Annotated in this window: 24 protein-coding genes and 2 tRNA genes; 14 read left to right on the top strand and 12 right to left on the bottom strand. The window is 54.9% G+C overall.

Annotated features, from left to right (window positions below):
* Nucleotides 1-29 precede the first annotated feature (29 nt).
* Nucleotides 30-722, top strand: coding sequence for a DnaA regulatory inactivator HdaA (gene hdaA, locus N8E88_RS29500; RefSeq protein ID WP_262293624.1), 693 nt, complete (start codon nt 30-32; stop codon nt 720-722).
* Between the two features lie 104 nt (nt 723-826).
* Here hdaA and N8E88_RS29495 read toward each other — a convergent pair whose 3' ends face one another.
* The 3 genes from N8E88_RS29495 to N8E88_RS29485 form a co-directional block, all read right to left on the bottom strand.
* Nucleotides 827-1213: a YciI family protein gene (locus tag N8E88_RS29495; protein WP_262293623.1), complete on the bottom strand. Its 387-nt coding sequence runs from the start codon at nt 1211-1213 to the stop codon at nt 827-829.
* A gap of 189 nt (nt 1214-1402) precedes the next feature.
* Nucleotides 1403-2164: a potassium channel family protein gene (locus N8E88_RS29490; RefSeq protein ID WP_262293622.1), complete on the bottom strand. Its 762-nt coding sequence runs from the start codon at nt 2162-2164 to the stop codon at nt 1403-1405.
* 286 nt (nt 2165-2450) lie between these two features.
* A complete protein-coding gene (locus N8E88_RS29485) occupies nt 2451-3284 on the bottom strand; it encodes a Hint domain-containing protein (RefSeq protein WP_262293621.1) in 834 nt (277 codons plus the stop codon).
* Between the two features lie 337 nt (nt 3285-3621).
* On the opposite strand from N8E88_RS29485, the gene N8E88_RS29480 reads away from it, so the two are divergent.
* Together N8E88_RS29480 and N8E88_RS29475 are read left to right on the top strand one after the other, a co-directional pair.
* Nucleotides 3622-4203: an HdeD family acid-resistance protein gene (locus tag N8E88_RS29480; protein WP_262293620.1), complete on the top strand. Its 582-nt coding sequence runs from the start codon at nt 3622-3624 to the stop codon at nt 4201-4203.
* A 213-nt stretch (nt 4204-4416) separates the two neighbouring features.
* The gene (locus N8E88_RS29475) at nt 4417-5346 is read left to right on the top strand and encodes a diguanylate cyclase domain-containing protein (RefSeq protein WP_262293619.1); all 930 of its coding nucleotides are present in this window, start codon (nt 4417-4419) and stop codon (nt 5344-5346) included.
* A gap of 79 nt (nt 5347-5425) precedes the next feature.
* Here N8E88_RS29475 and yghU read toward each other — a convergent pair whose 3' ends face one another.
* Nucleotides 5426-6301 (bottom strand): glutathione-dependent disulfide-bond oxidoreductase, encoded by an 876-nt coding sequence (gene yghU, locus N8E88_RS29470; RefSeq protein WP_262293618.1) that lies wholly within the window; start codon nt 6299-6301, stop codon nt 5426-5428.
* A 290-nt stretch (nt 6302-6591) separates the two neighbouring features.
* Between yghU and N8E88_RS29465 the strand changes: the two genes are divergently transcribed.
* The 3 genes from N8E88_RS29465 (at nt 6592) to N8E88_RS29455 (ending at nt 7181) form a co-directional block, all read left to right on the top strand.
* Nucleotides 6592-6668: transfer RNA gene (locus tag N8E88_RS29465), tRNA-Pro, on the top strand.
* Between the two features lie 75 nt (nt 6669-6743).
* Nucleotides 6744-7049 (top strand): ETC complex I subunit, encoded by a 306-nt coding sequence (locus tag N8E88_RS29460; protein ID WP_262293617.1) that lies wholly within the window; start codon nt 6744-6746, stop codon nt 7047-7049.
* A 55-nt stretch (nt 7050-7104) separates the two neighbouring features.
* Nucleotides 7105-7181 (top strand) — tRNA-Arg (locus N8E88_RS29455).
* Between the two features lie 323 nt (nt 7182-7504).
* Here N8E88_RS29455 and N8E88_RS29450 read toward each other — a convergent pair.
* Together N8E88_RS29450 and N8E88_RS29445 are read right to left on the bottom strand one after the other, a co-directional pair.
* Nucleotides 7505-8533, bottom strand: a complete 1029-nt coding sequence (locus tag N8E88_RS29450; RefSeq protein ID WP_262293616.1) for an NAD-dependent epimerase/dehydratase family protein — start codon at nt 8531-8533, stop codon at nt 7505-7507.
* 257 nt (nt 8534-8790) lie between these two features.
* A complete protein-coding gene (locus N8E88_RS29445) occupies nt 8791-9567 on the bottom strand; it encodes an FkbM family methyltransferase (RefSeq protein ID WP_262293615.1) in 777 nt (258 codons plus the stop codon).
* An 897-nt stretch (nt 9568-10464) separates the two neighbouring features.
* On the opposite strand from N8E88_RS29445, the gene N8E88_RS29440 reads away from it, so the two are divergent.
* From N8E88_RS29440 to N8E88_RS29420, 5 genes are all read left to right on the top strand, one after another.
* Nucleotides 10465-10875: a lysozyme inhibitor LprI family protein gene (locus tag N8E88_RS29440; RefSeq protein WP_262293614.1), complete on the top strand. Its 411-nt coding sequence runs from the start codon at nt 10465-10467 to the stop codon at nt 10873-10875.
* Between the two features lie 33 nt (nt 10876-10908).
* Nucleotides 10909-11412, top strand: a complete 504-nt coding sequence (locus N8E88_RS29435) for a hypothetical protein (protein WP_262293613.1) — start codon at nt 10909-10911, stop codon at nt 11410-11412.
* A 38-nt stretch (nt 11413-11450) separates the two neighbouring features.
* Nucleotides 11451-11834, top strand: coding sequence for a DUF4087 domain-containing protein (locus N8E88_RS29430; RefSeq protein ID WP_262293612.1), 384 nt, complete (start codon nt 11451-11453; stop codon nt 11832-11834).
* Between the two features lie 88 nt (nt 11835-11922).
* Nucleotides 11923-12174, top strand: a complete 252-nt coding sequence (locus tag N8E88_RS29425) for a YMGG-like glycine zipper-containing protein (RefSeq protein WP_262291732.1) — start codon at nt 11923-11925, stop codon at nt 12172-12174.
* 28 nt (nt 12175-12202) lie between these two features.
* Nucleotides 12203-12556: an EF-hand domain-containing protein gene (locus tag N8E88_RS29420; protein WP_262293611.1), complete on the top strand. Its 354-nt coding sequence runs from the start codon at nt 12203-12205 to the stop codon at nt 12554-12556.
* A gap of 628 nt (nt 12557-13184) precedes the next feature.
* Here the strand turns inward: N8E88_RS29420 and N8E88_RS29415 are convergent.
* Both N8E88_RS29415 and N8E88_RS29410 read right to left on the bottom strand, forming a co-directional pair.
* Nucleotides 13185-13394, bottom strand: coding sequence for a hypothetical protein (locus N8E88_RS29415; protein WP_262293610.1), 210 nt, complete (start codon nt 13392-13394; stop codon nt 13185-13187).
* Nucleotides 13395-13627: 233 nt separating this feature from the next.
* Nucleotides 13628-13867: a hypothetical protein gene (locus N8E88_RS29410; protein ID WP_262293609.1), complete on the bottom strand. Its 240-nt coding sequence runs from the start codon at nt 13865-13867 to the stop codon at nt 13628-13630.
* A 241-nt stretch (nt 13868-14108) separates the two neighbouring features.
* Between N8E88_RS29410 and N8E88_RS29405 the strand changes: the two genes are divergently transcribed.
* Nucleotides 14109-14765 carry a phytochelatin synthase family protein gene (locus tag N8E88_RS29405; RefSeq protein WP_262293608.1) on the top strand — a complete coding sequence of 219 codons (657 nt, stop codon included), beginning with the start codon at nt 14109-14111 and terminating at the stop codon, nt 14763-14765.
* A gap of 5 nt (nt 14766-14770) precedes the next feature.
* Here N8E88_RS29405 and N8E88_RS29400 read toward each other — a convergent pair whose 3' ends face one another.
* Nucleotides 14771-15280: a GNAT family N-acetyltransferase gene (locus N8E88_RS29400; RefSeq protein WP_262293607.1), complete on the bottom strand. Its 510-nt coding sequence runs from the start codon at nt 15278-15280 to the stop codon at nt 14771-14773.
* 99 nt (nt 15281-15379) lie between these two features.
* A complete protein-coding gene (locus tag N8E88_RS29395; RefSeq protein WP_262293606.1) occupies nt 15380-16009 on the bottom strand; it encodes a LysE family translocator in 630 nt (209 codons plus the stop codon).
* Between the two features lie 175 nt (nt 16010-16184).
* On the opposite strand from N8E88_RS29395, the gene N8E88_RS29390 reads away from it, so the two are divergent.
* Nucleotides 16185-16439 carry an MlaD family protein gene (locus N8E88_RS29390; protein ID WP_262293605.1) on the top strand — a complete coding sequence of 85 codons (255 nt, stop codon included), beginning with the start codon at nt 16185-16187 and terminating at the stop codon, nt 16437-16439.
* Nucleotides 16399-17175, top strand: coding sequence for an MlaD family protein (locus N8E88_RS29385; RefSeq protein ID WP_262293604.1), 777 nt, complete (start codon nt 16399-16401; stop codon nt 17173-17175). Before N8E88_RS29390 ends, N8E88_RS29385 begins: the two co-directional genes overlap by 41 nt.
* A gap of 1167 nt (nt 17176-18342) precedes the next feature.
* Here the strand turns inward: N8E88_RS29385 and N8E88_RS29380 are convergent.
* Together N8E88_RS29380 and N8E88_RS29375 are read right to left on the bottom strand one after the other, a co-directional pair.
* Nucleotides 18343-18669 (bottom strand): hypothetical protein, encoded by a 327-nt coding sequence (locus tag N8E88_RS29380; RefSeq protein ID WP_114429184.1) that lies wholly within the window; start codon nt 18667-18669, stop codon nt 18343-18345.
* Nucleotides 18670-18875: 206 nt separating this feature from the next.
* Nucleotides 18876-19718 carry an FkbM family methyltransferase gene (locus tag N8E88_RS29375; protein ID WP_262293603.1) on the bottom strand — a complete coding sequence of 281 codons (843 nt, stop codon included), beginning with the start codon at nt 19716-19718 and terminating at the stop codon, nt 18876-18878.
* Nucleotides 19719-20002 lie beyond the last annotated feature (284 nt).

Below are 20002 nucleotides of genomic sequence, written 5' to 3'. Positions count from 1 at the left end.
CAGCGTTGCTGGCTGTATTTCATCGCTCCATGACCGATGTAAGTACACCGCGCCAGCTGCCGCTCGATCTCGGCCACGAACCGGGCTATTCCCGTGACGATCTGATCGTGTCTGCATCCAACATGGCTGCGGTGGATATCGTCGATCGCTGGCCGGCCTGGATATCGCCCATCGTCGTGTTGGCCGGTCCAACAGGCTCGGGCAAAACCCATCTTGCCGCGGTCTGGAAAGCGGAATCCGATGCCATCGTTCTCGATGCGCAGAGCATCGGTACCGCATCGGGCGAGAAGGGCCCGTTCCTGATTGACGACATCGGCTCAGGTCCGATCGACGAATCCGGCCTTTTCCACCTGATCAATAGCGTGCGCCAGAGCGGCTCCAGTCTGCTGATGACCTCGCGTAAATGGCCAGCCAACTGGCCTGTGACCTTGCCGGATCTCGCTTCGCGCCTGAAAGCGGCGACGACCGTGGAAATCGGCGCGCCGGACGACGCGCTGCTCTCGGGCGTTCTCTACAAGCTTTTCGCTGATCGGCAGATTGCCGTTGATCCCAACGTCATCAACTTCCTCGTCAGCCATATCGAGCGCTCGCTCTCTACCGCCAATCGCATTGTCGAGCGGCTGGACCTCGCTGCTCTCGAAAAGAAATCGAGAATCACCCGCGCTCTTGCCGCCAGCATTGTCACCGCGAGCGATGAGGGGCAGGCGGCGTTTGAGCTCTAGAGCAATTCCAGCAAAAGTGGGAACCGGTTTTGCGTTCGGAAATGCGTAAAAACAAAGAGTTAGAGCAATTCCGTGATTCGAGAAAAAGGAATTGCTCTAGTGCTCTATGAACTCTCGTGTTCGGTCGGCAGCGGTGCACCCGGGCGATAGAGCAGGATTGGGCGGATTTCATAAACGGCAGTCGGATTGGCACGGCGCAGGTCGCGTGCGGCCGCAACGGCGTCCTCAAGCGTCGGGCAATCCACGATGTAGAAGCCGAGCAACTGCTCTTTGGTCTCGGCAAAAGGGCCATCGATGATCATGCCGGCATCCTTGCCCCGCAAGGTCACGGCGCGCCCCGTCGGACCAAGCCGTGCGGCCGGGCCCAAACGCTTTTCGCGGACGAGGCGCTCATTGACCTCGAGCAGTTCGGCCATCAGCGCCGCATCTTCCTCTTTGGTCCATGATTCGACCACTTCCTCCTCGTGATAGGCCAAGATCGCGTAGAACACGGTTTATCCTCCTTCGTATCGGTCAAACTTCCGCTAATCGGGCCTCAGAGTCCTTTTGGAAAGTCGCTGCGGCGAGACATATGGCGCGGTTTTCGAGAACCGGAGCGCAGCGTACTTAAAGTACGTGAGCACCGGAAGCACAGAAAATCGCGTCAGATGACCGCTGCAGTAGAGTTTCAAAACGGGCTCTCAGCCTTCGCCCTCGTTTTCGATATTGACAATAGCTCCACAGGCTTTGCAATGCACTGCATCGGGATCATGCCGGTTGAGTCCACAAGTCGAACATAGATAGCGAACTTTATTTGGCCGAAACAGCACTTGAGCAAGGCGCAAGAAGAGCGTAACGCCAAAAATCATGATCGACACGGATATCAAACGGCCGCTCGTCCCCTCGAGCGTGATGTCGCCAAAACCGGTTGTGGTGAGGGCGGTGACGGTAAAATACAGCGCGTCGGCATAGTTGGCGATCTCGGCATTGGTCCGGTGCTGCGTCTCGTAAACCACGCCTGTCATGATGAACAGGAACACCAGGAGATTGAGGACGGCGATCAGCGCATCCTCGTGTTGGCGCACAAACGGGAAGTCAGCGCGCAGTCGGGCGAGAACCTGATAGGTGTGAAGTAACCGAAGGGTGCGAAGAATGCGTAGAAATCCGAAACCCTCACCGGAAAGAGGGGCAAGAAAAGAGAAAACGGCGGCAAAATCCGCAAGCGTAGAGGGCCGCAAGATTGAACGCATCGACATCTCGCCAGTCGAAAAGCGGGCCACCAGATCAAGCAGAATGATCAGACCGATACCCGTATCTGCCCATTCGACGACCTGGGTCCGTGGAAGAAAGGATGTACCGATCACGAACAGGACAGTGGCGATATCGAAAGCCAGCAACGCATACCGGAACCGGTGGGCCCTGTTGGTGTTTCCCTCATACAGCTCCGATATCAACCTGCTCACGGCAATCCTGTCATCGCATTCAACCTGGTGAAACCATAAGGCAGAATTTGTTTGCAAATACCATCAAACGAAAATTTTGCGAACAGAAGAGATGAAGCGTCAGTCCGATCGCCGGGATCCGTGAGAAGCGGTTGAAGAGAGATCGCCGAACACGTCCACGTCGTTTCATCTTGCTGAACTGGTCAGTCGTTTTGATCGCGCGGGCCATAAAAAAGCTTGCGCATGGGACATATGCGCAAGCTTGATTGCCGTTTCGTGTGGAGGCTTTGTCGTCCTCCTTGTCAGATCAACTGACTGGTTGGCCGGCGCGTACCGCAATTCTTTCGTAAACGTCACGGACAGGGTCACGCCAGTGGACAAAGGGAGACGCCCCGAGGAGAAGAAGAGCCTTCAGGTGCTGTCGGCCGCCCTCATAGCCCACGACTGGCGCAAAAGGCGTCATGGCAGGACGCGGACCGTCTGCTGGATAAAGACGATCATATTCAGCGAAGTTCGTGAAATTCTCATGATTGTTTGCCCTGAGGAGGAATGTCTCGGCTGGAGTACCCTCGGCCAGGATCACTTCATGGGTATCGAGCACGATCTGGAAATACTCGATGTTTTCCTGCTCGGCGGGAAGGGCGGGAACGATCGAAATCCCGTTTACAAGCTCCTTCACACGGATGAGGACGCCATCGATGAATAGAGCATGGTCGGGAGAAAGATAAAGATCTTTGCGGGGCGTCCGCTCGTCGAGAGCCTGGCGTGAAACACGAATTGGCATCACGTTTTCAGGCCAGGATGAGCCGCTCTTCTTGTAAAGGCGGCGACCGATCCATTTGATTGCCAGGGTTTCTCCGCGCACGGTTTCAACGATGTCACCGATTGCGAGCTCCTCGATGCGCGTCTCGCCTGCCGGGGTCATAATCGAGGTGCCTCGGAGGAAACAATTATTACCGCCACCGCCGCCCTTGGGGCCACGACCAGAATTTTCTTTGCGCTTGGCTTGAGCGGGCAACGAAGGAATAATCATCGCGGCTGCGCTTGCCGCTGCAACTCTGGCGCCGATGGCGAAAGTCAGGCCGAGGAAGTGACGTCGTGCCCGGCTGGGTGGTAGGTGCCGCTCTGAATTTGTTGACATATTCCCATCCCTCTCGATTTATTTCATTCAAGATTGCTGACGGTTCATCTTACCTTACCCCGCAACGTAGAAGGCGTCGGACTTCGTGCTTGTTGGCTGCTGAAATCGGCGTAGTCACATCGTCAAAAGACGTAGGTCCGGGGAGAGGTGCTACCTCTCATGGAGGAGAGGTCGTACTTCATCGTGCCAGCCGCAGCGTCTGGCGAATACCGTTGATAATCATCAGCTGTCAGGCGTGTTACAGTTACGTACTTGTTCATCGTAAATACGCAATTCAGGATCGCCGGGATACGGCTGTTTCGGCAGTAGGTGGGGCACTGGAGAAGTGGAGCAGGTCATGACGATGTCGTTGGATTCGGCCGCGGAGGTTTTCCGCGCGGCCATGCGGGAAACGGTCAAGCGATACTCGTTGTGGTATCTCATCCAAGGCGCGCTTCTCGTCGTAGCAGGCGTCCTGGCGATCATCTATCCCATTTTATCGTCGGTAGCGGTCATCATCATGTTGGGCTGGCTGTTGATCATCAGTGGCGTTGCGCAGGGGATCAGCCTGGTGGGAGCGAGACATGTGCCGCACTTTTGGCTGCAACTTATTTCCGTTATCCTTGCCTTCCTTATCGGCTTCCTCTTCCTGCGTGACCCGGCGCAGGGCCTGCTGACGGTCACGCTCCTTCTCATCGTGTTCTTCATGATCGAAGGCATCTCAAAGATCGTCTTTGCACTGACAATCCGTCCATTTCCCTATTGGGGCTGGGTGCTGGCCAGCGGCCTCGTCGGTGTCCTGCTCTCTCTGGTGCTTTGGGCAAGCCTGCCGGTCACGGCGCTATGGCTCGTCGGATTGCTGCTCGGAATTCAATTGATCAGCGTCGGCGGCGCGCTTGCGCGACTTGCCTGGCAGGTGCGGCGAAGCCCGACGGTCTGAGAGGACTCCACTGGCGATCTGGTGTTAAGCGGAATGGGGTTCCCGCCACCGCATCGATTTTCCGCGAGACGGAGCCGCTTCATAGAGTGTATTAATGACTTTCGCGTTCCTATCCCCGTCCCGCTCTAAGCAACAGAGTTTTATATGTCCGATGTCCCTCTGCTCGAGTCCGCCGTCATTGCCCGCTTGAATGCGGAGTTACAGGCTAAGGAATTGCTGATCCGCGATCAGGCCACTGCACTGGAACACAGTCGAAAAATCTTCGCGCGAGCGTCGGTGGCTGCTCGTATTGGCGTGTGGGAGTGCAGCCTTCCCGACGAGACATTGCATTGGACCGACGTGGTCTATGACATCTTTGACCTGCCGCGCGGGTCGAATCTTAATCGAAACCAGATCGTGGAATGCTATGCGGAGAACACCGCGAAAGAACTCCAGCGACGCCGCAAAAGAGCAATTGAAGATCGCAGCGGTTTCGAGATGGACGCCGAAATCATAACCGTGCAGGGCAATCGCCGCTGGATACGAATTACTGCCACTGTCGAATCCGAAAATGACGTACCTGTCCGCATTTTTGGCATGAAACAGGACATCACCGAGCAAAAGATTTTGTTGGATCGTACCCGCTATCTGGCCGACTTTGATCTTTTGACTGGACTGGCCAATCGCAGCCAGTTCCAGATGAGACTTGCAGATTTATGCAAACTGGATGCCGGTGAAAGCCCGCGCGGCGCATTGCTCCTGATCGATCTCGACGGTTTTAAAAGTATCAACGACAGCCTGGGGCACCCCGTCGGCGACGAGTGTCTGAAAGAGGTTGCCAATCGGCTTCTTACTTTATGTCACGACACCGAGATTGTAGCTCGAATTGGCGGCGACGAATTCGCCATTTTGCTCGGATCCCAATTTGGCGAGGATGCGATCACAGACCTTGCGCAGCAGATCGTCGTTTCTCTGAGTAAACCCTTGGAGTTCTTCGGCCAGCCAAAGCTGGGGGCTTCAGTGGGTATCGCGCTCATCAATGACTGCGTGCCTTCCGACGTCGTAAAGCATGCCGATACTGCCCTTTACGCTGCCAAAGCTGCAGGACGGAACACGTTTCAGGTTTTCAGTCCGACGAGAACTCTCGACGAAGAAGCTGCCTGAATCGCCGGCAGGCAAGTCAATGCTGCCGGCATCAAGATACAGTTTGCAACGCCGCGCAAACTCTGGTTTTAGCAGGCGATCATCCTTTGGCGGCCAATTTGTCCTGGGTCTTCGTTTCGAAGTCGCTCGCATCGTGACGCTCGCGCAACTGGGTCGAGGGTTCACCGGAGGTGCGATTGACCATCCGGCCGCGCCGGACTGCCGGGCGTTCTTCAATCTGGTTGGCCCAACGCAACACGTTCTTGTATTCCTGCACTTGCAGAAATTCCGCGGCGTCATATTGCCGGCCCTTGACCAATCCGCCATACCACGGCCAAACCGCAATATCGGCGATGGTGTATTCGCTGCCTCCCAGATATTCGCTTTCAGCGAGGCGGCGGTCGAGCACATCGAGCTGACGTTTGGTTTCCATCGCAAATCGGTCGATTGCATATTCGATCTTGGTCGGCGCGTAGGCGTAGAAATGGCCGAACCCGCCTCCCAGATAGGGCGCACTACCCATCTGCCAGAACAACCATGACAGGCATTCGGCCCGCGCCGCTGTTTCGGTGGGAAGGAACGCACCGAATTTCTCCGCGAGATAAACAAGGATAGAACCGGACTCGAAAACCCGGATGGGTTTCGGGCCGCTACGATCCACCAAAGCGGGTATTTTCGAGTTTGGATTGATTGCGACAAAGCCGCTACCGAACTGGTCACCGTCATTGATATTGATCAACCAGGCGTCATACTCCGCGCCACCGTGGCCAAGCGCCAGAAGCTCTTCGAGCATGATGGTAACCTTCACACCATTCGGCGTACCTTGAGAATAGAGCTGAAGCGGATGGCGGCCGATCGGCAGCTCTTTCTCATGTGTCGGCCCGGCGATCGGCCTGTTGATATTCGCGAAGTGACCACCGCTCTCTTTTGTCCAGGTCCAGACCTTCGGCGGCGTATAATCGTTCGAAGCACTCATTTGCAAACTCCGGGGATTCGATAGTGAATTGCGTTTAACCATCGATCTAACCTTCTCGGTTGCGATGACCAAACCAAAAGGTCAACTTTTATGGTTCCTGGCTTCACTTTTCTGTCAAGTTGCCACCGGATGGGCGAGGAAGCGGATCTTCGAGCAGGTTTGTAATTTGCGTGGGACTTTTGGTGCCACAAATTGCCTTTGCAAACCATTCCTTCGGTTTTCTGCTTTTTTCGTGTTTTGGGCTATTGCTTTCCGACGGTGAAAACTCTAGGGACAGCAACGTCAAAGGACGGAGCGTAGCGCAGCCTGGTAGCGCATCTGGTTTGGGACCAGAGGGTCGCAGGTTCGAATCCTGCCGCTCCGACCATTTCCCAGGCAAATGCTGCTGGAACTGAATTGAAGCCTGTAATATATCGGGATTGCAGACAAGGGAATCTCTTCAATGGCAGCACGCATCTACCGCCCGGCAAAAACCGCAATGCAATCCGGCAAGGCCAAGACCGATACCTGGATGCTTGAGTTCGAGCCGGAGCAGCCGCGCAAGATTGAACCGCTGATGGGTTATACGTCATCGCGCGACATGAAGAGCCAGATCCGCCTGACTTTCGAGACGAAGGAAGAGGCGATCGCTTACGCGCAGAAAAATGCCATTGACTATGTCGTCCAGGAACCCAAGGAAACACGCCGCCGTGTCGTGTCTTATTCGGAAAACTTCCGCTTCGACCGCAAGCAGCCCTGGACACATTAGAACAGCGTTTTTCGATTTTTCCCGGGGAAGATCGCTCTCCACGGGAACTCATATTGGTCCCGTAGCTCAGCTGGATAGAGCACCGGCCTTCTAAGCCGACGGTCACTGGTTCGAATCCAGTCGGGATCGCCATTTTTTCAATAACTTATCTGGTGACGTTTGCGAATGTTTAGACTCGGTTTGAATCCGAGTTTAGACTTTTCACACCCTTGGCCTTAGCGCGACGCCTTGTTAGGGCGTTTCGCGGGCGGAACATTCCCTTACGGTAAGCAGTTAGGAGCTCGTTATAAGGAGACATTGATATGGGTGATCCAATACCTGCTCCAGAGCCGGAACCGACCCCGCCACTGCCGGACGATCCGCCTATTCCCAATCCTGAGCCGGGGCCAGTTCCGCCGTTGACGTTGAGTCCACCAATTCAATTGCCGGATGAAACCAGGTAGTTCGATATGGTGTCAGCGAAAATCGCGTGGCAATAACAAGAATGAATATCTTGCTGCAAGAGATGACATCGCCCGCTGAGCTGAAGTTATCGTTGTTGACACCTCCTCCAATCGCCGCATTGAATCATCCACGGCCACCCAGCCAGTGGACTGGAGTTTGGCCGAGCTGGCAACAAGATCCTTGTACAGTCTTTGCTTGCGATCGGTTTGACCGGTCATCTTCGCGGCGATATTCAAAAACGCTTCCGGGACGGAAAACAATCGGGGACTGTGGCCCATCCCGCGGCGCATCGCGGTCACCATTTCCCCCATCGTCAGAGGTGAGTTGTCCGCAACGATGAATGTTTCGCCATCCGTCTTCGGCTCTTGCAGACTATGGAAGATCGCCGCGCAAAGTGCGCCGAGGTCAAGCAGCGACCTTTTGCCAGGCAGCGACTTCAGGGGCAGGGGGATGGGCAATGCAGCAAGCCGCATGAGCTTGGCAAGGTTACCGGTAGCGTTAGGGCCGTAGACCAGAACCGGCCGGAGGATCGTATAATTCCGGCGGGGCATAGCAGCTGCAATTTCGGCCTCTGCGGCGAGTTTTGCCCGACCGTAGTCATCTGTTGGCTGCGGCGGGTCGCTTTCCCGCAAGACACCGTCGAATACGCTGCCACACTGCGCCCGGATCGATGATGTGAAGACGAATTTTCCGGTAATCTTTTTATGCGCAGCCGCGGCCAGTTTACCGGTCAGGAGACAATTAGCGGCATAATATTCTTCGGCTGATACTGCTCGCTTGGCGTGATGGATGGCGGCTAGATGCACGACATGATCGACGTTCTCCAAGACACTTTCGAAGGTACTTGCAGGCTCGTCCATAGAAGGCAGACGGACGTATGGCGTACCGCCACCTGGTGGTTCTCGCGACGTGCAAATCACCCGGTTGCCTGCCGCCTCAAGTTGTTTGACAAGTTCAGTCCCGATAAACCCCGATGCCCCCGTAACGAGAACTACGTTTTGGCGCTTCTGGGTCGAGACGCCGCCAAATTCCTCACCCACTGGGTTATCCAACACGGGAGACCTCTTACCCTGACGGATGCGAAGCGGGCGGTGCCGACGCACAAACGCGCATCATTGCATTCAGTGCCGCACTATAAAAAAGGAATGACTAGGTCGGCGAGTCAGAAACGAATAAACCGTCGCTTTGTTCCCACTGTTGCGGCTCGTAATCGGGGGAGCATGTCGCCTTCCCCGGAAAGAGCGGTCGACGCCCCGGCCTCGGGATCAGCCAGAATTCATCGCCCTCACGATTGTGCCTAGTGCGATGGCAACGTCCGCGATTGCCCGACTAAAAAAGGTTTGATCGCAAAGACTGAGGCCCAATGTCTCGACTCTTGTTCAACTTCGTAGCCCAGTGGCTCCAGGTCGGCTACCGCTTGCGCAACGGTGTAGGGCGAGTGACATTCAACCTTGAGACAGGCAACCTTGGTGGACCATTCGGTATTTCGCGTAAGCACCAACGCTTCCGCTCCCTCGATATCCATCTTTACAAAGTCGATCAGGTCGTCATTCTTGAAAAGAGTATTGAGTGACCAAGCGGGCGAATTCCGTGTCGGGGAATTAGCGGCTTCGGTGACATGTGCGCCGTGTTCCATGCCCGCGTCAATGACATATTCGATTTCTCGATCCTCGAACCATACAGCTCCTGTAATGATCTCGCAGCGCGAACCAAACGTGATGGTATTGGTGCGTGCGAGATCGGCATTAGCCGCATCCAGCTCCACGGCACTTATCCTCGCTAGTGGAAAGGCAGCAGCGTACAGCGCGACGGTCAGACCAATATTTGCGCCAAGGTCCCAAATGCGTGTCGCTTTTTCCCTTGAAAGAATTGATGGGGGTGCATCATATGACGCACCGAAAGTCTCATAAAGCACTACCAGATCGCTGGTGCCCGGTCTGACGGATATTGGTTGATGGCCAAGTGAACGCACTCTGAATAACATTGTTCCGTCATGGGACTTGCCGTGGGCTAGGCTCCACAGAAACCTTAGTGGTTGCATCCCGGGGCCGAATTCGTGGAACAGACGACCCATATCTCGGGTCCGATGCCACACAGTCCGTTGCGGCATGGCTACCTCCTCCGAAGTATCCTTCAGGGCACAGTACAATGCGCCATTGAGGGGCGTCTATCTGCTCAAAAGAGGTATTCGAGGACTATAACGCCCCTTAACGGACCGCTGAATCAGGCTTACGGGTCTCGGTAGGTTCCATCTACCTTCATGACATATAATTATGGTTGCGCTCGCTCGCAGCCGAGCTAGAGCGAGGAGCGAGAGCGCTGAAGCCACAGAGGTGTTCCAGCAAAGGGCAGGCAGGCCTCCCTTATGGAATGCCGTGCTTTCCGGACTTGGGCTCGCCATCGCATTCGAATGGATGTTCTCCGCGGTGCCCAAATCGGGACAGGTGAAGGCCGTGGCTTTGCCAGCTTCATCGAAAGGCAGAACGCTGCAACCCCGTAGCAGGGGGGCCGCGCGATGATCCAATTGCCAGGCGCACTCGGCAATAATCCATCAGTTGAGTATTAATTTATGTATCAGATTGCACCAAGAGCGGAAGAGTAAAAGTCACCAAACCGAGAATAGTCGTGGCAAACAGCCAAGCCAGTCTCCTGCCTTTAACGATCGGAATCAGTCATCCTTCTCGCCGTTACGCAAAATCGGGGAAACTTCGAATTTGCTAGCAAATTCTAATTTAAAATTTAACCGACTGCATCAATCTAAACTTGCCTGATGCTGCACTTTCATGCAACATTTTTGCAAGTTGCACAGTTTGGTCAGTATCATGAGCAGTGTCATGAAGGATTTTACTGCGGCTGGCAGAGGCGGGAGCGGCCGCTTGCAGTAGCCTTCGGATGGCGGGACAGACATGCCGGATTTGACGGCACTGGTGGATGCAGAGGCTGTTTCTTGATTCTAAACGGAGGACAATCGATGAAAACCCTGACACTGGCTGCCGCCATCGTTCTGGCCATGCCGACTTTCGCTTTTGCGCAAGACAAATGCTACGACGACGCCAAGACTCAGTACGATCTGAACCAGTGTGCCGGTGCTTCACTCGGTAAATCCGACAAAAAGCTCAATGAGCTTTACACGCAAATCGAAGTCCGTCTGAAAGACGACGCAAATACCAGGAAGCTTCTCGTTCAGGCACAGCGGGACTGGACCAAATTTCGCGACGCAGAGTGCAATTTCCAGACTTCACTGGCTGCCGGTGGAAGCATGCTGCCAATGCTCGTCGCGCAATGTCTGGACGACCTGACGCAATTGCGGGTCAAAAACTTCGAGGGTTACCTGAAATGCCAGGAAGGCGATATGAGCTGCCCCGTTCCGGCCGCGAATTGATACTTGCGTGAGGGGTTTGAAGGAGGGCAGATTGTGAAACGCCATGGATCGTCGCTCGCAACAACGATTGCAGCAATCATGCTATTGGCAGGCTCCATACCGGCAACGGCCCAGGATGGCATGGGTTTCGACGTTAACGTTACGCTCTCCCCGAAAGCGGCTGCGAGGCTCGCGGCCGAAAAGGAGGGGATCGTTGTCTTCGCCGACTATTACGGCGATCCTAAGCGGAGCGCCGCGAAGCGTGCCAACGAGATCGGCCAAATCGATCTTAACCAGCAGGACGAGACTGTGCAGATACCGGGCACCGGTGGCCACGCGCATGTCAGTGGCGCGAAGGTTGACACGAAGCGTCTCGATTGGCTCGCCGGCCCTGCCAAGGTCAACGTCAACGTCGCGTCGGCGCGCAAGACTAATCCGGACAATCTGCTCGCCTGCGATTTTATCGACGGTGCCCTTGCTGATGTCATGAAAGCACCCGTTACGCTCCACTGCTACCTGATCGAGGAGAAGCATCCGGACACAAAGCTGAAGCCATAGGCTTGCCGCTCCGGGGACCTGGTTGAGAGGAGATTTCCATGTGCCCGCTATTCGGCATCTGTTTCTGCCTGGCCATGATTCTACCTGCAGCAGTCTATTCCGCCGAGCGCCGGTGCGGCTGGTATTCCAGCCCGACACCCGGCAACCTCATCCTGACAGACGGAGACGGCGAGTGGCGGATTCAGACGCAAGAACGTCCGGATCCCAAAGGTATCGACAATCTCCCCGCTTTTGGCGACCGGCAATTCGTGGAGACCAATGTGCCTGGTGCGGGTTACGGTTACGGATGTGCTTGCATGACCGTCGTGACCAGTGCCAGGCAGCAAAGGATTACCAGAGTGATCGCGGCGACATCCTTCCCCTGGCGCGATGTCGCAATGACAGATCTCTGCCCGATCCGGACTGATGCCGTCATTCTCTGATTTAAGCCGACAATTATCACAGGGAGGTCCAACCAAGACAATTTTGCATATCGCGCAATTTTACGAAACGACAGAACTGGAGAAACCAATGAAGAAACGAGCAGCAGTGGCACTCATTTTGGTAGGCAGCTTCGCCTTGACGGCCTGCCAGTCGTCGTCGTCGGACCCGTCCGTTCGAGCCCACAATGCGGAATTCGGCTGCATGGCCGGCACCGTAGGCGGTGCGATCGTCGGTGGATTGATAGGTAGCACGATTGGTGGCGGTACCGGCCGGCTCATCGGTGCAGCAGTCGGTTTGGGCGGCGGTGGCTACATCGGCAACCGCCTGGCTTGTGGCTAAGGCCCGCAAAACGAGAAGGGACATCAAGATGAAAACAAAAATTGCAACGGCCGTTTCGGCCCTCCTGCTTTGCACCGCGGTAGCGACAGCGCAGCAGCCCACACCAATGTATGAAGGCCACCGGGATCAGCTCGATACCAACGACAATGGTTCGGTGAACCGGACGGAATATCAGGCTTTCATGAATGACGCTTTCAAGAAGCTGGACACGAACGGGGACGGCAGTTTGCGCGCCGGCGAAGTTGGCAAAGTGCTGACCCCGGCCCAATTTGCCGCGACGGACCGCGACGGCAATGGCAACGTGAGCCAGAAGGAATTCATGAACCAGGTCATGGCCGACTTTGCCAAGGCCGATAGAAGCGGCGACGGCCAACTCCAGTAGCCCTTTTCTGCAGGATCGGCGGAGCTTCGACCGGACTATGGTGCCGCCGTCGGCAAGCACAAAGCCCGACCCTCCGGAATGCAACTTACCGGAAGGTCGGGCGTCGGTTGAGTCTGCTGTGTGAAAAAGAAGCGGTGTCCTTTTTAGCAGGCCTCGCCGGCCCGGGGGTGGTGCCGGCGCCGCTAAAGTACTCTCAAAACGGCAGCGGCAATATGGACCAAATGCCTGCGCATGCTCAGACTAAGGTCTGGTTTCGCAGAGTCTTAGGTCTGATACCGATCGGGAGCAGGTGAGGCCCGGCGCTCTCCTTGGGCTTGAATGATGGCCGCCGGTGGCCGCTGTCGACTTCGCGGGCGACTACTCCACGCAACGCATCATTCAGCGATCGGTTTGCAGAAAAAGCAATGACTGCAGCGGACCGTCCGCAGTGAGGCTCGGCCATCGAAGTGCCACATACGACCGAACCTCACCTGCGGGGTCTGTGACCCAACGATGAATTGTCCGCCCGTGGACAATTCATGTCAAGCTGGCTCTACGGAGAGATCGTTAGCCTCTCCGATCGATGTGTGCCTTGAAGGGATTAGCACCCGGCTGCTGGCCGGGAAGATGATTGATCAAGCGATGAGGTTTATTTGATCGTTGATTTGGCGTTGGTTTCGGCGCGCTGTGCCGCCAACAGCGCGTGTTCGCTCGGCATGAAACGGGCTTCTATGTCCAGGTAAGTCGAGTAGCCGACGCCTATCAGCAACAATATGGCCACGCCATAGTCGCAGACCTTGACGAGAAACGACCGCGTGCGTCGTTCTTCGAAGTCAGAATAGTTTCGAGTTCTTCTCATGGTCCCGCCCCAGTCTTTTTCTTGTTATTGGGGTAGGGATTTTACTACCGAGGATAGTCCCGGGCAATTCACCGGCGGCTAATCAGTTGGAATGACGATATCGCCGGTCAAGAGCTATCCGATGGGGTTTGAGCTGGCGGGTCTGTCTTGATGCCGATGAGCTGTAGTTTCGTTACAGCCATAGTAGCCACCAAACTTTCCAAGATTTGGCAATTACACATGTTTTGCTGCAATCAATGATATGTGGCTTTGCGATCCAGGAGGATTTCGCGATGGGCCGCAATCGTCGCAATCATCTCAAAGTCGCGGACGCCCGCATTGAACAGTTTCATGATGTGGCGTGCCAGGCGATCGGCATTTTTGTAGGATACCGGCGGTTCGCCGAGAAGGCCACAAGCCCTGATGTGGGCCTCCTCCAAAATGCACCAATCGTCTTCGTCATAGGTAAGTTTTTCGAAGAGATGCACAGACATGATGGCTCCTCCTACCACCAAAGGCGGGAGCACTTTTATGTCTCTCAATCGCTGATGTGCCATTGACAGACCCAGCGACCAGGATATTAAAAAACTCGCTTGAACCGGCGTCAATAGTATGTCTTCCGGTGGACAATACATCAGCTCCCGCCGGTGACGGCGCTGCAGAAAGCACGCATAATTTGCTGCGTCGGGCTCCATACGGTAATCTTCATCCTTGCTCAATCTGCGAGTGCCGGTGATGAAACGTGGCCTCATTTTCGGTTTAGCCGTGTGCGCCGGTTTGCTGGGCACCACCGCTGTTTTTATTGCCGGCCAATCCAGCGTTTCACCCAAGGCAATAGAGGCATCGGTCATCCGTACACCGGACCTCGTAGAGCGTGCATGGCGCCTTCCGGTCGCCGCTACATTCAACTCGGATGTAATCTGGCAGTCCAATGGTACCCGGTGTGGTCCGGCAAGCATCGCAAATGCCTTCCGCTCCATTGGCGAGGAGGAAACCACGGAAGCGCAGGTCCTCGAAGGCACGGGCAAATGCTGGACAGGCTTCTGCATCATCGGCCTCACCCTGGACGAGCTAGCCGAAGTCGCCCGCGCCCACACCGAGCGAAAAGTCTCGGTCATCCGCGACCTGACCGCCGAGCAATTTCACGAGCATATGAAACACGCCAATGATCCGGATCGCCGCTACATCATAAACTTTACCCGGGAAGATATTTTCGGCGGCGGCGGTGGTCACCATTCGCCCATCGGTGGATATCTGGAGGCAGAGGATGCCGTTTTCGTTCTCGACGTGAACGAAAATTACAAGCCTTGGCTGATCAAGCGAGAACGTTTGTTCAAGGCGATGGATACGTTCGACGGCGGCAGAAAACGTGGCCTGCTACTGATACAATAAACGGTCTATGTCCATTCAACCCACAGCGTTTCGCGTTTCGACATGTCGAGAACCGTCGCGTGACGGTCGAGTATTGCCCGCAGACGAGGGCCGATCCGTTCTTCCGGCATGGGTTCAAAGCCATATTTGCGAAACCACGGTCCATTCCACCGCGGTGCCCTGAAGGTCGTCAGCATGACGCCCGATAGTTTCAAGTCCCTGGCACGCGACTTGACCACGTCGAGAAATGCTGCGCCCACGCCGCTGCCAGAGAAATCGGCAGCAACCATGATACTGGCGATGTACATCAATCCGTCGAGCGGCTGCATCAGAACATAGCCGACGCATTTTCCATCGATTTCGGCGACAACTGTTTCGCCACTGAGAAAACGTTCCGCAGCGATCGACGGAGCGTCCACCACCATCTCGAGACCGTCCCATCCTGCATAACGCAGGCGCGCGGATTTCTCGATCGATCGTAACGCTTCGATCTCTTCAAAGCGAAATGGTCGCAGGTTGAGGTCGTGATGGTCCATTGTTGAATTTCCCGACGCGCAGAATCAATGGAATCATAAGACTCGTTCATGACAGTTGCGCGTCGGGTAATTATTTTGGTGTAAGTCAGGGTCAGGGACCTATGCGTTCGCCCGTCGATAGAATGCGAGCGAACCGGCGAGGGCAAGCAATGCACCGCCGCAGATCCTGTCGAGCCACAGCGCACCGGATTTCTTCAGCAGGCGCACCGCACGCGAACCCAGAACGGCGTAGCCGAACATGACGGCAAAATCGATCAGTGCGAAGGTCACCGCCAGTGCCAGATACTGCGGAAACTGCGGCAATTCCGGCATGACGAACTGCGGTAGAAACGCCGAGAAAAACAGATATCCCTTCGGATTTGTGACGGCGACGAAGAAACTCTTCAGAAATACTGCTCGCGATGAAGAGCCTGCACTGCCGCTCGTATGCAGGACCTCGAGCGTTCCCTTGGATCGCAACAGCATGATACCGAGGAAGGTGAGGTAACCGACGCCGATCCACTTGACCATGGCGAACCAGAATTCTGACGCGGCGAGGAGGGCGCCGAGACCCAGCGCCACTGCACCGATGAGGACGAAATCCGACAGCACCGCACCGGCCATGCCGAGGCATGCCGTCCTGATACCGAAACGCGAGCCGTTTGTCAGCGCCAGCAGCACTGTCGGCCCTGGCGTTGCGATGCCGATGAATGACACCAATGCGAATGCCAAAATCGTCAAGTTCATCATGATCCGCTCCCGATCAAATGCAGCTTACCAGTCTACTGGCGTCAAACATCATTCTCTTTTTTCAGTTGTCAACTCAAGGCGCTGGTCTCGGATTATTGGTTCGCCATTGATTTGCGGTCCCTTGAGGCGGTAATGAATGGATCACTCATACAACCGCGGAGTCGCCTTAAAATCGATGGAAACCAAAGCCAACTATTTTCTCGTTGCGGTTTTCAGCCTTGTGGTCTGTGTGCTGGCGTTTGGTTTCTTTTACTGGGTCGGTCGTTATGGCGATACGCGGGAAACGTCAACGCTGGAGATCAGGGTTCCAGGTTCCGTCACGGGCCTTGCCGCGCGCAGCCCTGTCTTCTTCAACGGCCTTAAGGTCGGCGAGGTAAAGCGTCTCTTTATTGATCTCGACCAATCCCGACGCCGTTATCGTTCAGACTGAGATCGACTCGACCACCCCGATCACGCGCTCGACCGTGGCAACGCTTGCCTTCGAAATATTGGCCGGACAAGCGCACCTCGAGTTGACGGGCGGCAAGGCCTATGAGCCCAAGCTTCTGGAAGAGGCGGACAAGGAAGACACGATTGCCCGTATGGACGTCGATCCATCGTCCCTGAAGACACTGGTGCAGACTGCGCAGGACTGGATCGACCGCGTCGACAAGGCGACGACGGCCACGGAAGAATACGTCGCGAGAACGCGTGGACCGTTGCTCGCGAGCATCCAGCAGGCCAAGGCTTTCACCGACGGCCTTGCCGGCAAAACCGAAATGATAAACGAATATGGCCAAAAGGCTCGCAGCGTCGGTGAACTCATGAATGACGCGCGCGATGTCATCTCGCGGGTAAACAAATCTTCCATGCGCGTCGATGAAACGTTGGCCAAGGTCGACAAGCAGCTTTCGGACGACAAGGACAGCGTGGCCAGCGAAATACGCTCGAGGCTCCAATCCTATCAGAAGCAAGCCAAGGACCTGAACACGCAGCTCGTCGCCGTGCTCAACAATCTGGGCAATTTGACGGGACAACCCTTACAAAATGCACAGCGCTTCATCTCGAACAGCCGGCGTACGGTTGAAGGTATTGATCGCAGCGTTTCAGAAATCGCGGAGGATCCGCACAGATATTTCTTCGGGCCCACCAGTACTGTCCCTGAATACGAAGCACCCCGCCGATAGGAAGTTCTAGGAAAAATACATTCCCACTGCATAGCTTCCGACGGCCAGCAGAACCATGATCATCGCCGGCGGCCAGTACAGATAAAACTTCATTCCATTATCGGTTGCGTACCCGTTTTCATCATTCGATGGGGCATATGTCATTGTTGCAGGGGACTTCGCCCTCTTGTTGAAGCTCGTTAACGACACAAGAATTCACCTTCCGAACTGACGGCCTAAATACAAGACAATTGGTATGATGATCAAAAAGATTATGAGATAGCCCCAGATGGACGTCATGTAGGGCGCATAATTCTCCTTTTCCTTTTTTTCATCCTCTTCCATTGGTGCCTCCCACATCTGCCAATGAAAACAGTGATTAAGAGGACTTCGAGCCGCGATAAACTACCGCTCGGATCGCATCAGGCCATAGCGCCAAGGCGAAAACAACTTAGTAATTCTGTCTATATAATTAGCTCGAAAACGCATCGTGGGATCAATCCCCATCAATTTCAGCCACGCCTGAAATGTTTTCAGCGATAACCGGTTCCGACAACGGGCAATAAACCTGAATATGATGCGGCGAGTCCGCCATGCAGGCAAGCGGACAAAAATAACAAGGTAAATACAAAAAGATCGCTGGAGCCCGGCCGCGGCGATCTTCATGTTAATTTTGCCGTGACTTTCGTCGCGGATTATTTCGTATGCTGTTTAAAACGCCGATGCGCAAAACCGCCTTTGGCTCGTCTCAGAATGTCCGAAAGCCTGTTGGGGCTGGTTGGCTTGTTTGGCATTTCTTCGCGGACTTTTTGCAGAATCTGCGGTGTAGCGCAGCAGGCATTATGGGGGGTAAGAAGCGTCACGTCTCCCATTTGTCACTCCCTTAGAAGAACAATTGACCTAGCGGGCTTATCCGAAAGGCTGAAAGCAATTTATTCGCTTAAGCTAATAGGTGTACGCTTAGTTTTGCGGTTATTCAACTGGAATTGCAGCGCCGGTTTTCAAATCCGGATCAGAGGATCATCGACATGCTGTGAAATGCGCGGCACTCCCTTGCAAGAGCGCCGCTTGCCCCCGTTTTCGCAAACCTGGAAAACTGCGGTTTTCAGGCGTAAATCGGGTGAAACCGTCGCAACGAAGGAAAGCCCGCGATAACGAACAATGCCAGCACGACACCCTGGTGACGGATTATCCGGTGCATTTCCGGCGATCTATGGACCGCGTCATTGAATCGGCCTGTCCTTGCAAGGCGCCGGCCTGCTTCTGGTTTGCCGTGCGATAATCGGGCAGGAAGGGGCCGAAGCCGGTGACCACATTCGGATCCTGGTAGCCGCGGCCATTGGTGAGCCGGCTGATCTCGGCTACAGCCTGGTTGCGTTGCGCCACAAGTGCGGGGCAGGCGACACTGTCATAACGCAGGGATGAAATTTTTTCATTATCAAGCTGGCTTTGAATACCTGCGCAGCCGGAGAGCAGCGCGGAAAGAATGATCACCTGAAGGTGCCTTGTCGTCATGTGCCAATATCCTCGCCAGAGCGTGTCGCGCAAGTGTGCAGCGGTTTTGCGTCAACGCATGCGTAAAAAATCAAAGATCTAAAGCGCAGGGGCGAATCTGAAAGATCGCGACACGCTTTAGCGAACAGCGGGGACATGAATGCGGCAATGACGCCAGTTTGGCAAGATGGATGCGAAAAATGCAGCATCTACTTAGTGATTCGACATCAATCGATCAGCAGGACGCGCACGCTTCCCTGGTCGAGGGGGATGTCCGATACATTGACGATTCGGGGTTCTGCGTCCGTCAGCAAGACGCAGCGGCGATAGTATGTGGCGAGATAGCGGACGAAACTCGAACCATGATCGCGGTGATACAGTTCCGGTGAAAGCACAGCATAAATTGGAGTATTGCGCTCCATGAGCCCGGTCATGGACAGGCAGGCGATGGCCTCGTAACCTTCGATGTCGATCCATATGAGACCGATCTGCTCCAGCGGAACACGTGCGTCCTGCAGGATGGTTTCGACAGTGTTGATCGGGATTCGGGTCTTGGTATCGTTGGGGCCCTGCTGTTTCATGCCGCTTCGCTGCTTGTCGTCGCGGCCCACGTAGAAATTGGTCATTCCACCGATGATACCCACGGCTCCCGGGAAGCAGCAGACCATGTCTTGCACGCCATTATCCTCGACGTTTCGCTGCAGGGCCGCAAAATTGATGGCCTCCGGTTCGACGGCAAGCACATGCGAGAATGCACCGCACGTTGCCATTTCGATGGTCTGTACGCCCGATGCGGCGCCGAGTTCCAGCACCGCCGCATTTTCACGAAATGATCCGGTCGCGCACAGGATGTGACAAACTTTTGCGACATCGCTTTCCGGTAATGCATCAAAGACGATGTGGCTGTCGGCGGAGCTGCGTAGCTCACTCCATGCGGCTGCTTTGAACCAACGAAAACGTTCCGCCAGCGGCTGAATGCGGGCGGTCAGATAACCACCGAGACGTTGTATGAAATTGCCCGAAAAATCTGGTCGCGGCTCGAATGCCGCCGTGTGTTGAAAATAGGTCATTGAAAAAGTCCAGTTCAAAACAATGGTCGATAAAGAAAAATGTGGTTCTTATTAACGTTACAGACCAATGCAGTCAAACCAGCGCAACTCAATAATTAGAACTAGAGGAAAAATTCTCCATAAAAATGCGGTATATTCAACGGCATGGATGATTCTGTGCAGTTCTTGGTTGAATGACGGAGGTTAAAACTGTAGCGAAAACTCGATTTAATCAAGAATGACTAGTAAAATAGTATGGTATAGCAGTTTAGGCTTGCGATAGGTGCCGTCTCGCCCTTATGATT

This window comes from Phyllobacterium zundukense (genome assembly GCF_025452195.1).
Taxonomy (GTDB): Bacteria; Pseudomonadota; Alphaproteobacteria; order Rhizobiales; family Rhizobiaceae; genus Phyllobacterium; species Phyllobacterium zundukense_A.
The sequence above is the reverse complement of the archived record's forward strand: the minus strand, read 5'-3'. Positions and strand labels throughout refer to the sequence as shown.

Bases quoted from the DNA above. Each gene is read 5' to 3' on its own strand.
- N8E88_RS29420 (WP_262293611.1), top strand. From the start codon at position 12,203: ATGAAAACAAAAATTGCAACGGCCGTTTCGGCCCTCCTGCTTTGCACC.
- hdaA (WP_262293624.1), top strand. From the start codon at position 30: ATGACCGATGTAAGTACACCGCGCCAGCTGCCGCTCGATCTCGGCCAC.
- yghU (WP_262293618.1), bottom strand. From the start codon at position 6,301: ATGAGTGCTTCGAACGATTATACGCCGCCGAAGGTCTGGACCTGGACA.
- N8E88_RS29400 (WP_262293607.1), bottom strand. From the start codon at position 15,280: ATGGACCATCACGACCTCAACCTGCGACCATTTCGCTTTGAAGAGATC.
- N8E88_RS29440 (WP_262293614.1), top strand. From the start codon at position 10,465: ATGAAAACCCTGACACTGGCTGCCGCCATCGTTCTGGCCATGCCGACT.
- N8E88_RS29405 (WP_262293608.1), top strand. From the start codon at position 14,109: ATGAAACGTGGCCTCATTTTCGGTTTAGCCGTGTGCGCCGGTTTGCTG.
- N8E88_RS29430 (WP_262293612.1), top strand. From the start codon at position 11,451: ATGTGCCCGCTATTCGGCATCTGTTTCTGCCTGGCCATGATTCTACCT.
- N8E88_RS29445 (WP_262293615.1), bottom strand. From the start codon at position 9,567: ATGGGTCGTCTGTTCCACGAATTCGGCCCCGGGATGCAACCACTAAGG.
- N8E88_RS29460 (WP_262293617.1), top strand. From the start codon at position 6,744: ATGGCAGCACGCATCTACCGCCCGGCAAAAACCGCAATGCAATCCGGC.
- N8E88_RS29380 (WP_114429184.1), bottom strand. From the start codon at position 18,669: ATGACGACAAGGCACCTTCAGGTGATCATTCTTTCCGCGCTGCTCTCC.
- N8E88_RS29425 (WP_262291732.1), top strand. From the start codon at position 11,923: ATGAAGAAACGAGCAGCAGTGGCACTCATTTTGGTAGGCAGCTTCGCC.
- N8E88_RS29485 (WP_262293621.1), bottom strand. From the start codon at position 3,284: ATGTCAACAAATTCAGAGCGGCACCTACCACCCAGCCGGGCACGACGT.
- N8E88_RS29375 (WP_262293603.1), bottom strand. From the start codon at position 19,718: ATGACCTATTTTCAACACACGGCGGCATTCGAGCCGCGACCAGATTTT.
- N8E88_RS29415 (WP_262293610.1), bottom strand. From the start codon at position 13,394: ATGAGAAGAACTCGAAACTATTCTGACTTCGAAGAACGACGCACGCGG.
- N8E88_RS29480 (WP_262293620.1), top strand. From the start codon at position 3,622: ATGACGATGTCGTTGGATTCGGCCGCGGAGGTTTTCCGCGCGGCCATG.
- N8E88_RS29390 (WP_262293605.1), top strand. From the start codon at position 16,185: ATGGAAACCAAAGCCAACTATTTTCTCGTTGCGGTTTTCAGCCTTGTG.
- N8E88_RS29410 (WP_262293609.1), bottom strand. From the start codon at position 13,867: ATGTCTGTGCATCTCTTCGAAAAACTTACCTATGACGAAGACGATTGG.
- N8E88_RS29395 (WP_262293606.1), bottom strand. From the start codon at position 16,009: ATGATGAACTTGACGATTTTGGCATTCGCATTGGTGTCATTCATCGGC.